Source organism: Pseudarthrobacter sp. rb, assembly GCF_056389225.1.
This window is the reverse complement of the sequence record NZ_JBWJAR010000035.1, coordinates 1-11415: the sequence shown is the minus strand read 5'-3', so window position 1 is coordinate 11415 and position 11415 is coordinate 1. Positions and strand designations below refer to the sequence as shown.

Sequence of the window (11415 nt, the reverse complement as noted above, 5' to 3'; positions counted from 1 at the left end):
GTTTGACGCCGTTACGACGACGTTCGGTGCTGCGTTTCCGCTGGTCAGAGCTGGGTTAAGTACGGCCAGCGGGGCAGTGAGTCAGCCGCCCGCGATTGATTCATCCGATGCAATACGCAGACTAGTACCTTACATAAGCATTGTTATCGGCGGTCAATCGGGACGAGTCGAAGCAGATGAGAGAGCCCGTCCCATGGAGTCGGTGACCCGCGACCTCCCCGTAGCACTCACACACACGCGCCCCCAGATCGCCGAATTCGCGCGGGCCAACAGCAACTACAGTTCGGCGGCATGGGGCGCGTCCAGGGGCATTACGAGTGGGCGCGCAGGGACACGCCCCCCGTTGCTCGGACCGCCGCCGATCTTCCGCCCGGCCGGCGCGAGACGCTCGCGTGGCGCCTCAGCGATCGCGATGGCTTCCACCTGGCTCAGGCACTCGACCACCTGGAGGACACCTGTGGGGCGAGCCTGCTGCAGTTCGAGCAATTGCCGCCGTTTGATCGCGCTGTCGCGGACCGATCCGGCATCTACCATCTCTTCGCTGGCTCACGCGCGGCCTGCCTCGGACGGTTCACCGAGTCACGCTGGTGCGAGGCGCAAGTCTCGCGATCAGGCGCAGAGCCCGTCTCCAATGTGGCCAATATCCCGCTCGAGCTTCGCTGCGATCGCGCAGCTGGCCGCTGGCCGCCCCAGATCGACGGCAAAGGGCCGCGCGCAAAGATCCGACGCCGGCTTGTCGAAGAGCTCGGGTGTGGGTGCGCGACGTGTCCGGATCCATGGGCGACCAAGATCGATCATGACCACCTGACCGGACTGGTCCGTGGCTACCTATGCGGAGCCTGTAACACGGTGGTCGACCTGTGTCGACACCTGTCGGGCTGCCGATTTGCCGACTACCTCGCCAACCCTCCGGCCGCGCCTCTCGGCATCGAGTACCCCGGTTGGAGGGCCCAGCTCGCGAGTCCGAGATACGTCGCCCGCTGTCGGCGGCCACGAGAAACTGCCCGGAGACGGCCACGAAGCTGCCCGGTGGCGGACATGAGAACTGCCCACTGACGGTCATGGGATCTGCCCGACACGACGTCGTCTGCCTCACCGGTTCCCACGGTTGAGGCCCCTCCTCAGGTGCGGTTGGCGTGCTGATGCGCCGTTCGCCCCTGAGGAGGGACATGTGAAGTCTGCCGAGGAGATCATGGAAATCTTGGATGCCTACGACCTGACTGGGTCGTTTCGTGATGCCGGTGAGTTGGCCGGCTGTTCGCACCACACGGTGAAGCACTACGTGGACCGCCGCGCTGCCGGCGGGGAGCTGGACCAGACCGCAGCCCGGCTGCAGTTGATCGATGAGTACCTGCCCAAGGTCGAGGAGTGGGTCGAGCGGTCGTTCGGGAAGGTCCGTGCCGATGTCGCCCACGAGAAGCTCGTGGCGTTGGGCTACAAGGGTTCGGAACGCACCACACGCCGCGCGGTCGCTAAAGTCAAGGCGTCCTATCGCTCTGGTCGGGTGCGGGTGCACCGGCCCTGGGTCACCGAGCCGGGGATGTGGCTGCAGTACGACTACGGCGACGGCCCGGTCGTCGACGGCGTCAAGACGGTGCTGTTCGTGGCGTGGCTGGCGTGGTCGCGGTTCCGGGTCGTGCTGCCGTTGCGTGACAAGACGATGCCGTCCGTGTTCGCCGCGCTGGACGTCACGTTCCGCCGACTCGGTGGAGTGCCGACCTACGTGCTGACCGACAACGAGAAGACCGTCACGGTCGAGCACATCGCCGGGATCCCGGTCAGGAACCAGCAGTTGGTCACCTTCGCCGAGCACTACTCGGTCGTGGTGCACACCTGTGTGCCCGCGGATCCGGCGTCCAAGGGCGGCACCGAGGCGTCGGTGAAGATCAGCAAGGCCGACCTCGTCCCCAAGGACACCAACCTGCGGGAGGAGTACGCGAGTTTCGCTGAGCTCGAGGCGGCCTGCGAGGCGTTCTGCGAGAAGGTCAACACCCGTGCCCACCGGACGACGAAGCGGCCGCCGATCGAGATGCTCGCCGAGGAACGAGCTCGGCTGCACCCCGTTCCGGCGCGAGCGCACACGGTCGCGTTCGGCACCACCCGCATGGTGCCGGCGAACACCCCGATGGTGATGTTCGAGTCCGGCCAGTACTCGGTCCCACACACCCTGCTCGGTGCAACAGTGTGGGTCCGCACCCACGGGGTCGGTGAGGACGAGTGGGTCGTCATCGTTCATGTCGGCGACGACGGTCCGATCGAGGTCGCCCGCCACCGTCGCGCCACGCCGGGAACGCCGAAGATCGATGACGGGCACTTCCCGCCCCAGCCGTCCGGCCCGCTGGACCGCCAGCCCCGAGCGAAGAACGCCGCGGAGTCGGAGTTCCTCGACCTGGGTGAGGGGGCCCGGCTGTGGTTGGTCGAGGCGGCTGCCGCGGGCACGCCGCGGATGCGGGTCAAGATGACCGAGGCGCTCGCGTTGGCCAAGTTGTTCGACCCCGTCGAGGTCGACTGGGCACTGGGCCACGCCGCGGTCCATGGCCGGTTCGCCGAGGCCGACCTCTCTTCGATCCTGGACCACCACGCCCGGCAGCCCGGCACAGGTGAGCATCGTGCCAGCGAGGACTCCTCGCTGACCCAGGGCACCGCCGCGTGGGCACGGCTCGGCCAGCGGTCCACCGCGGACGGCGACGGCGAGGTGACCCGATGACGACGAGGAGCCCCATCAGCACCGCGCCGCCGTTGCCGGTCGAGTTGGAGGAGCTGCTGCGCAAGCTGCGGCTGCCGCACATCCGTCGCCACGCGCCCGAGGTGGTCGCGACCGCGAAGGCCCAACGCTGGGAGCCCGCCGAGGTCCTCAAGGCCCTGTTCGCTGAGGAGGTCGCCGGCCGGGAACGCTCCGCCTTGGCCACGAGGCGGGCGGCCGCAGGGTTCCCGACCGGCAAGACGTTCGATGCGTGGCAGCCCGAGATCTCCTCGATCCCGGCCCCGACCCAGCAGGCGCTGCGGACCTTGGAGTGGGTCCACCGGCGAGAGAACCTCGTGGTCTGCGGGCCATCCGGGACCGGGAAGACGTTCCTGCTCGAAGCGCTCGGACAACAAGCCGTCGAGCAGGGACTCAAGGTCGCCTGGTTCACCCTGGAAGACCTCGGCGTCCTGCTGCGCCGGCACCGTGCGGACGACACCGTCACCAAGGCCATCGCCCGAATCCTGCGGGCCGACCTGGTCATCGTCGATGACATCGGGCTCCTGGCCGTCGCCGCCGACGCCGCCGAAGGCCTCTACCGCCTCGTCGACGCCGCCTATGAGAAGCGCTCGGTCGCGATCAGCTCGAACCTGCACCCGTCCGGGTTCGACGAGCTCATGCCCAAGACGCTGGCCACCGCCACAGTCGACCGGCTGCTCCACCACGCCCACGTCTGCCAGACCAGCGGCGACAGCGTGCGCCTGACCCAGGCACTCGCCGGCCAGGGGGTGAGCCCGTTGAGCTGAGCACCCCGGTCGGTGGTGGCCACCGCCCCCTTGGGCAGATCCCGTGGCCACCACCGGGCAGTTCTCGTGGCCGTCAGCGGGCAGGTTTCATGTCCGCCCCTGGGCAGTTCCTACTGTCCCTTGACACGCTACCACGACTCACCTCAGCCTTTGCTGTCGATTGGGAGTCACGGCAAGCGCAGACCCCATCTGAGAACTTCGTTCATTGGAGTTAGACTTTCACACAGCGTAAGCCGTGCCGTCCCAAGGTGCGCGGCCGACGACGGATGGCGGGCAACTCCGCCGCCCAAATCACCGGGTCGGATGGCCCGAGACCGACCGAAAGGGTCAACATGGAGTCGATGACTCGGCAGAATATCTCGTCTGGGTCTCACCTCGAGAGCCTCCGGGGCTACTCGCGGGCCGTCTGCAAGGGGCCGTTTGTGTTTGTTGGTGGGATGACCGCAGGGTCGAGTGAGGGAGCCGTTGGCGGCGACGACGTCGTCGCACAGACGCGTGAGACTCTTACGCGAGTCGAGTCCGCGCTGAAAGAAGCGGGCGCGTCGATCGCGGACGTGGTCCGGACTCGGATCTTCGTCACGAATATCTCGGACTTCGAGGCGGTGGCCGCCGTCCATGGTGAGGTGTTCGGGGAGGTACGGCCAGCGAATGCGCTTGTTGAGGTTGGCGCACTGGCTCTTCCCGACCTACTCGTCGAAATCGAGGCAGACGCCATCATCGGCTAGCCGCCACCGGACCAATGTATGGTCCGTCCGGCTTGCCGGAACCAAACTAGGCATCGGCTCTGCGGTTCGGTGCCTACCTTCACAGGCCATACCCACGAAAGACCAGCGCCCCAGTCAGATTGTCTGGGGCGCTGGTCGTTTGAGCGATCGGCTCAGCCGATGGCACGTCCCGCAGGCAGTTGCGCCTGCCTGCCGTCGTGCGGGCTCCCCAATCCAGAGCGCCTCCTGCAGGAGCCGCCGAGCCGACGGACAGTCCTCACGGCGCGATGGTCAGATCCACCGACTTCTCGACGTCGATCGGGTGGTCGACGTAGTCGCCGTCCTCAAGAATCTTGGCCGTTTCCTCGTAGTTGTCCATGGGAATCTGGCCCCAGTTGTCTGGAGGCGTGTCTCCATCCCAGAGGACGTCCTTCATCGCGTCCAGCGCAGAGGTTTCGACTGGTCGGCTGGCGCTGGGCTCCTCTGCGAGGATGGCGTCAACAGCCTCGTCGGGATGCGCGAAGGCGTAGGTCCACCCCTTCATCGTTGCCTCGACGAAAGCGGTGAGCGCGTCGGGGCTGGACTGGATGGCGCTCTCGTTGGCGATCAGGCACCCGTGGAGAATGCCGACGTCATAGTCAGAAGGCTTGAAGAAGACAAGGTCCTTGTCTGTGTAACCAGCGTGATAGACCTCCTGGAGCTGCCCAAACGATGTCATCTCTGCGACGGGGTACTCGTCGTTGAGCCACGGATCCATCGTGAATCCCTGGTAGAACGTCTTAACATCGCTGGGGTCGACGCCCATCGCTGTGAGGAGGGCGTCGGCCTGGAACTCGTCGTCTGCGAAGATTCCTACCTTCTGCCCGACAAGGTCATCAGGTGAGTTGATTCCGCTGCTCTTCTTGGCCACGAGCCAGAATCCGGACTTCTGATCGAACTCCGCGATGCCCTTGATCGGGATGCCCTTGTCACGCGACAGGAAGAGGGTGCTGACGCGGTCGACGGTGAGGTCGGCCTGACCGCTGGTCAGTTGCTGAACGTTGTTGACGTTCGGCCCGCCGTAGAGAAGGTCTACATCCAGGTTTGCGTCCTCGTAGAAGCCCTGCTCCTTAGCCATCATGTATCCAGCGAACTGTGCGTTCGCCACCCAGCTCAGCTGCATCCGTAGCCTCGTCGGCGCGCCGTTTGATGTGGTGGTGCCGCCTTCGCTGTCCTTGCCGCATCCCGCGATGGAGGCAATGATCAGGAGTGCGACCGCGAGCGCGGCTGAAACCCGTCGAACTGCCATCGATATCGATCCTTTCAAGTGGGAAATCCGTATCAATTCGCCCGAGCGGGCATCGACGGCGAGCAAGAGCGTCGATGACGTGCGTGTGGCAAGGAACTTGGGAGCACAGATGCTCGGCGTCCAGTACCGCCGTGACCCCTACTGCAGGGGGCGCAGGGCACTACAAGTTCTTGGGAATGAGTGCTGTCGTATTCGCGACGATGCGTTCGAGATCTGCCAGAACGGGTCGTTCGTTCTCGACGAGCACCTGACCATTCACGACCACCAGGCTTGCCCGGTCTGAAAGACCAGTCATGATCAGGCCGATCGCCGGGTCGTGCACACCAACCCGGTCGACTCCATCGAGGCGCCAACAGGCGATGTCCGCAGCACGACCCTCCTCGAGGACGCCCAGGTCGGGCCTGCCGAGGCACTCCGCTGATCCCCTGGTTGCCATTCGGAGCAGCTCGCGTGCCGACAGCCACTTCTCGGGCTCGTTGGGGTCAGCGGGGCGGTGCGCCAGCGCAGCCAGGCGCAGATCGCCAAGCAGGTTCCCGCCATCGTTGCTGGCGGACCCGGTCGTTCCAAACCCAACCGTGATTCCGGCGTCGAGGTATTCCCGGATAGGCGCGAGTCCCCAGCCCAACCGAAGGTCCGGCGCAATGAGATGCGCGATCGCGACGCCTGCGTCGGCGAACTCGGGGATCTCCTCCCGTGGAGGTACCACAGCGTGAGCCAGCCATACTCGGTCGCTGGCCCAGCCGTGCTTCTCAAGGAAACGCCACGGCGTCATACCGTAGAGGTGGTCGCTCATTCCCGCGTCGAGCGGTTCGTAGAAGTGGGTGTGGAGGCGCACGTCGTAGTCCGCCGCCATCTGTGCGAACGCTTCGAAGAGTTCGGGCTTGTCGTAGGGGACGCCGCAGGGTCCAAGAGCGATTCGAACCATTCCAAACGGTTCCGGCTCGTGGTACTGGTCGATGAGACCCAGACAGTGCTGGACGACTCTGTCGACGGGCTCGACGAACAGGTCGTCGCAGAAGCCACCTTCGCTCTTGCCGAGCGTCATCGATGACCTTGCCGCATGGAACCGGATCCCGAGGTCGGTGGCGGCCTCGATGGTTGCGTCGATATAGCTATCGACATAGCTATCGGCCGTGGCACCGGGGAAGAATGGGTGCTGGTCGGCGACCGTGGTGATGCCACCGAGGAGCGACTGGAGGAGGACGGCGCGCGCAACCTCCCGGATGACATCTGGACCGAACTTCCCGTCGCGCCACCATCCTGTGCTTCTGGTCAGGACGCCTTCGAGCCAACTGGCCATCGTGACCCGCTCGAGTTGGGGAATCGCCCGCATTGCGCCTTCGAACAGGTGCTGGTGCGAGTTGATGAGACCTGGCAGCGTAATCATTCCACGCCCGTCGATTGTCCGTGAAACGCTGCGATCCGACAGGTCCTTTCCGACGGCGACGATCTTCGGCCCGTCGATCAGAATGTCGGCGTCTTCCAACTCGCGTTCTTGATCGTCGAAAGTGATGACACGTGTCAGTCCGCGGATCAGGATCATTCTCTCTCCTTCGTGCAGGGCTCTTACGCCCGGGTACGACTTGCTGACGGCGTCGACCTCGAGCAACGGCGCGTGGCGGTCTTCGGTCCGTCCTAGGTCCGGTGCTACTTGCGTCATGTTCCCTCGCGGAGGTCTTGTGTGCGGTGCGTCACCCCACTGAGCGATGGACCCTAGACGACATCCGAAGTTGGATGCAATACTACCCGCCACGACGATCAGAGTCAACAGACTCTTGACCGTCTCCTTGCCGGGCTCGGCGCGCTGTTCCCACGCCATCCGAACGCCGCCGATGATGACGGACACGACGGCGGCCGCGCCCATGTACCACCACAGCGACGACTGCAGAAACAGCACGGCACCGCCCGCGCCCTGCGGCCCGTTCGGGAGCAGACCAGACACCAGCGCGGTCGCGCCGCTGATGAGGAAGATCGCACCGAGCACGATCCCCAGTCGGCCCGCGGCCTGGAAGCCCTCACCGCTGCGCATCCGCGTAGCGATGAGAGCACCGAGGAGGATGATCGAGATAGCCGCGAGCACGATCGCAATCCAGGTCACCCAGCCGAGCACCTGAATGATGCCGTCAGAGTTCGGAGCGGTCGCACCCGCAGCGATCGACGAGCCACCGCCCGTCCCGGTCAGGTTCGGCGTGCCGACGTTCACCCAGAGCGTGCCGAGCGAGGCGACAGCCTTCCCGAACGCTTCCATGACGGCATCCGCCATGTTCTGGATGGCATCGCCGACGACACTGTTTGCCCACTCGCCGGCCTTGCAGCCGAAGTCGAGCGGCGCACATTCACTCGCGGCCATGTTCTACCCCTCCGTCCAGCTCACATAACCCGAGAGGTCCGGCAACTCAGCGAGGCGTGCAGGCTCAGGGTTCGAGGCGTCGAGCTTCCAGTCCCCGTCCGCCCAGACGAGTTCGAGAACGGCGGAGCCGTTGACGCTCTGGCCGTTGCTGCTGCCGCGGAACGCGATGTCGACACGAGCGGACTCGCCGTCGTACGCGAGCATGCGAAAGCCGGCGATAGATGCCCGCACGTCGGATGGCGCAGCCGCTCCCTGAGCGTTGAGCAGGGTGTCACGGTACGGGCCATCCGTCAGGGCGTACTCGAGAAATGCCTGTCGCTGCTCGGCGGGTCCGAAACCGATGATCGTCACGTTCGCGGCTGCGAACAGTGCACCCTCAGGCGAGTGCTGGAAGCAGTACGGGTAGCCCTCTGGGGCCGTGTCCCCCGGCCCCGCCGTGGAAGAGGTCGGGAAGGCGTAGACGTCCTGGAACCGCCATTCGGCGGCGGGAGCTGTCGTCACCGTCCCGGATAGCTCCTCGCCCGCCAGGCCACAAACGCTCGCGCCGCCCGCGACCCCGGAAGGCTCCGGGGAAGGGGCGGCGCTGCTTGTGGCACTGGACGACGGGTCGGGAGCCGGCGGCGCGGCGTCGTCGTCTCGGTTCAGGTTGAGAACCGTCAGAACGATGCCCGCCACGATGAGCGCGACCACCACGACCGCCCCGACGATGAAGCCGGGGCGCGTGAACGGGTTCTGCTGCGTGTCGTCGTCCTCAGCCATGACGGCTCCTCTCAGGCCCCGGCGAGGATGCCGACGAGAGCGGCACCACCACCGATCACGATCGCTCCGGCCATCGGCCAAAGGATCTTCGGCAGAGCATCGTGACCCTCACCGCGGCGGAAGCTGACGGCGATGAGGATGCCGCCGACGATGATCGCGCCGCCGACGACGACGTAGCCGATCCACTTCAGCCAGGACAGGATGATGGTCACGCCTTCGGTGCCCGGAGGCTGTACGGGGTCCGGGTCAGGAATGACGCCGGCGAGGTTCACGGCGGTGTCGGCCGCCGCGTGGAACACGTCGATAACGGACATGCTGTTGCCTTTCAGTTCGAGGTGCCGGCGGCACCGAGGATTGCGGTCAGCTCGTCGACGAGACGCTGAGCTTCGCGCGGAGAAGATGAGAGAGCCGGCGGCTCTCCCACGCGCCATGCATCGACCCACGGCACCGACCAGGTGCGCGGGACTCCCCCGCTGACGACCTGCATCAGGTCGCGCAACGAGCGAGGCAGTCGACCAGGTGCGTCAGCCATGACGACCAGGCCCAAGACTTCAACAGACGGGACGAGGCCCGCGGCCCACTGCCGCATCGCGGCCTGCGCCGCGCGCAACCCGCGAGCGTCTGAGCGGGCGACGAGAACCGTCCGTGCGGGCGTCGTGGAGGCGGTGCGCGGCCACGAGTGGCCCGCCGCCTGCGAGCCCGGCATCAGCGCCGCCAGCGTGGACTCTCCCGCGCCGCCGTGTGCGCCTACCCACCACAGCGCAGCCGTGGTGTTGCGGTCGTAGATCGGCAGCTGGTCGACGCGATCCGGTGCGGGGATTCCTCGCTGCGGAGCCACCGGGCCGAACGTGTCGGGCACGGCCGCGATCGGGGCCGCCTCGGTAGGCGGCGGCGTCGTCGGCCGAGAAAGCCACGGGTTGAGCGGGTCGCTCATGTTGCCCCCCTAGGTACAGTGAGATTCACCCTAATAAGGGAATCCTACGCCCAAGCGCCCAAACAAGGAAGGGTGAACCCGAATGAACCCGAACCTATACAAACATGCCCTAACCGGTACACTAGGACCGTGGAGCCAACAGGAGGTCTCACCGTGAGCAGCGACAGCGGTGCGTGTGACGCGCTCGATCGCCTATTCGAGCAGAGCCCTCCGACCCTCGGCCCCACCGAAGTAGCAGAACGACTCGGAGTCTCTAACAAGAGCGTGTACACGTGGCTCCGCGAGGGACTGATCCCCGGCTACAAGGTCGGCTCGACGTGGTTCATCATCCGCGACGAGCTGAAAGACACCTTGCGCCGGGGTGCGAATGTCCCTCGCGACACCGGCCCGGTCGTCGTCATCAACTCAGAACGGCACGAAGGGGACTGACATGCGGAAGATCGGGACGGCGCTACTCATAGTCGTCACCGCGGCGGCCCTGACCGCCTGCACCGGCCAGAACAACGCGCCAGCGCCGACCCCCAGCGCCAGTAGCACCGGCCCGATCTATCCCGACCTCGACCAGTTCACCCCCGCCCCCGAAGGCCTCATCGACGAGGACAGCGGAGAGACGCACGGCCCGCGGCCCGTGCCCACGTGGGATGACGAATCGCGCGAGAGCGCAACGGCGGCCGCGGTCGCCGTGATGACCGCCTACGCGCGCCCCGATCTTCCGTTCGAGCAGTGGTGGGCCGGCTTGCAGCCCCTCCTCGACAACAAGGCCACCCAGGACTACGCCTACATGGACCCGGCACGCATCGTCGCGACGAGCGTCACCGGCCCCGCCGTCATCACCGACGACACGAGCGCTTACGTCGCGTTCGTCGACGTCCCCACCAACGCCGGCACCTACGGCGTCGTGCTCAGCCGTGCCGACGCTGACTCCCCCTGGCTCGCGGGGCGCTTCATCCTCCCCGAAGGGGTGAACTGATGGCAGCGCCCAAGGGCAGCGCCGCCTACGCGATCGCGGCGGTGCCGCTCCTCATCGTCGGCTCCCTGTTCGGGCTCCTCCTCATGGGCGAGGACGAGTGCGGCCCGAGCGCCGGCAACGGCGGATCGAGCGTCTCGATCGACCCCGCATCCGTCCCCGAGACGGAGATTGCCGGCTACGGCCACGAGCAGCTTGTGAACGCCGCATATGTCATGCAGGCGGGCAAAGACCTCGGCCTGAACGCGCGGGATCAGACCATCGGCGTCATGACTGCGATGGGTGAATCCAGCCTCCGGAACATCGACTACGGCGACTGGGAAACCGGCGGGGTCACCAACCCCGACGGCACCCGCACGACGTCGATCGGCCTGTTCCAGCAGCAGGACGGATGGGGCACCCGCGAGGAGCGGCTGGACCCCTACATCTCGTCGACGAAGTTCTTCAACGCGATGACCACGAAGGTTCCCGACCGCGAGTCGCTGGAACCGACGATCGTCGCCCACCGCACTCAGGTGAACGCCGACCCGTACCACTACACGAAGTTCTGGGACGGCGCGGTGCAGATCGTCGAGGGCCTGAGTGGTGTCCGCACCGGCCTCGACTCCGGCGACGGCAGCGCCAGCGGCGGCGCATGCGAGGGCCTGCTTCCCGGCGAAGTCAGCGCCGAAGGCTGGGCCTCCCCCGGCGCCGGCCCGGTCAGCAGCCCCTACGGCATCCGCGTGCACCCGATCTACGGCACGCAGCGACTCCACGCCGGCACCGACCTTGCCGGCGGCGGCTGCGACGGCCCGATCTGCTTCTGGGTGCGTAGGTCCGCCGAGAACTCCTCGACAAGCGCGGGCGTCCAGTTCCACGGGTCTTCGTTGACGTGGCTGATGAAGCGCTCGACCATCCGGAGCCGTTGGTCGATGGTCGCGAACT

General features: G+C 66.3%; 12 protein-coding genes. 7 read left to right on the top strand and 5 right to left on the bottom strand.

Going from position 1 to position 11415, the window contains the following annotated elements:
- Positions 1–291 precede the first annotated feature (291 nt).
- From ACWRN3_RS22570 to ACWRN3_RS22555, 4 genes are all read left to right on the top strand, one after another.
- The gene (locus ACWRN3_RS22570) at positions 292–1056 is read left to right on the top strand and encodes an endonuclease domain-containing protein (RefSeq protein ID WP_207604584.1); all 765 of its coding nucleotides are present in this window, start codon (positions 292–294) and stop codon (positions 1054–1056) included.
- Positions 1057–1171: 115 nt separating this feature from the next.
- Positions 1172–2707 (top strand): IS21 family transposase, encoded by a 1536-nt coding sequence (istA, locus tag ACWRN3_RS22565; protein WP_021473522.1) that lies wholly within the window; start codon positions 1172–1174, stop codon positions 2705–2707.
- Entirely contained in the window at positions 2704–3489 is a 786-nt protein-coding gene (istB, locus tag ACWRN3_RS22560) for an IS21-like element helper ATPase IstB (protein WP_021473521.1), read from the top strand. The genes istA and istB overlap by 4 nt, the downstream gene beginning before the upstream one ends.
- A 332-nt stretch (positions 3490–3821) precedes the next feature.
- Positions 3822–4214 carry a RidA family protein gene (locus tag ACWRN3_RS22555; RefSeq protein WP_192551697.1) on the top strand — a complete coding sequence of 131 codons (393 nt, stop codon included), beginning with the start codon at positions 3822–3824 and terminating at the stop codon, positions 4212–4214.
- Positions 4215–4470: 256 nt separating this feature from the next.
- Here ACWRN3_RS22555 and ACWRN3_RS22550 read toward each other — a convergent pair whose 3' ends face one another.
- From ACWRN3_RS22550 to ACWRN3_RS22530, 5 genes are all read right to left on the bottom strand, one after another.
- On the bottom strand, positions 4471–5481 hold the full coding sequence (locus ACWRN3_RS22550; protein WP_043426253.1) for an ABC transporter substrate-binding protein: 1011 nt from the start codon (positions 5479–5481) through the stop codon (positions 4471–4473).
- 160 nt (positions 5482–5641) lie between these two features.
- Positions 5642–7831 (bottom strand): amidohydrolase, encoded by a 2190-nt coding sequence (locus ACWRN3_RS22545; RefSeq protein ID WP_476741996.1) that lies wholly within the window; start codon positions 7829–7831, stop codon positions 5642–5644.
- Positions 7832–7834: 3 nt separating this feature from the next.
- Positions 7835–8590 (bottom strand): DUF8175 domain-containg protein, encoded by a 756-nt coding sequence (locus ACWRN3_RS22540; RefSeq protein WP_071416682.1) that lies wholly within the window; start codon positions 8588–8590, stop codon positions 7835–7837.
- Positions 8591–8601: 11 nt separating this feature from the next.
- A complete protein-coding gene (locus ACWRN3_RS22535) occupies positions 8602–8904 on the bottom strand; it encodes a hypothetical protein (protein ID WP_071416683.1) in 303 nt (100 codons plus the stop codon).
- 11 nt (positions 8905–8915) lie between these two features.
- A complete protein-coding gene (locus tag ACWRN3_RS22530) occupies positions 8916–9524 on the bottom strand; it encodes a DUF6668 family protein (protein WP_071416684.1) in 609 nt (202 codons plus the stop codon).
- A gap of 153 nt (positions 9525–9677) precedes the next feature.
- Between ACWRN3_RS22530 and ACWRN3_RS22525 the strand changes: the two genes are divergently transcribed.
- From ACWRN3_RS22525 to ACWRN3_RS22515, 3 genes are all read left to right on the top strand, one after another.
- Entirely contained in the window at positions 9678–9953 is a 276-nt protein-coding gene (locus tag ACWRN3_RS22525) for a helix-turn-helix domain-containing protein (protein WP_071416685.1), read from the top strand.
- Between the two features lies 1 nt (position 9954).
- Positions 9955–10494, top strand: coding sequence for a hypothetical protein (locus tag ACWRN3_RS22520; RefSeq protein WP_071416686.1), 540 nt, complete (start codon positions 9955–9957; stop codon positions 10492–10494).
- Positions 10494–11415 (top strand): hypothetical protein (locus tag ACWRN3_RS22515; protein WP_476741995.1); only part of this gene is annotated, 922 nt, incomplete at its 3' end. The genes ACWRN3_RS22520 and ACWRN3_RS22515, both read left to right, overlap by 1 nt.

Bases quoted from the DNA above. Each gene is read 5' to 3' on its own strand.
- ACWRN3_RS22570 (WP_207604584.1), top strand. From the start codon at position 292: ATGGGGCGCGTCCAGGGGCATTACGAGTGGGCGCGCAGGGACACGCCC.
- istB (WP_021473521.1), top strand. From the start codon at position 2,704: ATGACGACGAGGAGCCCCATCAGCACCGCGCCGCCGTTGCCGGTCGAG.
- ACWRN3_RS22555 (WP_192551697.1), top strand. From the start codon at position 3,822: ATGGAGTCGATGACTCGGCAGAATATCTCGTCTGGGTCTCACCTCGAG.
- ACWRN3_RS22550 (WP_043426253.1), bottom strand. From the start codon at position 5,481: ATGGCAGTTCGACGGGTTTCAGCCGCGCTCGCGGTCGCACTCCTGATC.
- ACWRN3_RS22545 (WP_476741996.1), bottom strand. From the start codon at position 7,831: ATGGCCGCGAGTGAATGTGCGCCGCTCGACTTCGGCTGCAAGGCCGGC.
- ACWRN3_RS22540 (WP_071416682.1), bottom strand. From the start codon at position 8,590: ATGGCTGAGGACGACGACACGCAGCAGAACCCGTTCACGCGCCCCGGC.
- ACWRN3_RS22535 (WP_071416683.1), bottom strand. From the start codon at position 8,904: ATGTCCGTTATCGACGTGTTCCACGCGGCGGCCGACACCGCCGTGAAC.
- ACWRN3_RS22530 (WP_071416684.1), bottom strand. From the start codon at position 9,524: ATGAGCGACCCGCTCAACCCGTGGCTTTCTCGGCCGACGACGCCGCCG.
- ACWRN3_RS22520 (WP_071416686.1), top strand. From the start codon at position 9,955: ATGCGGAAGATCGGGACGGCGCTACTCATAGTCGTCACCGCGGCGGCC.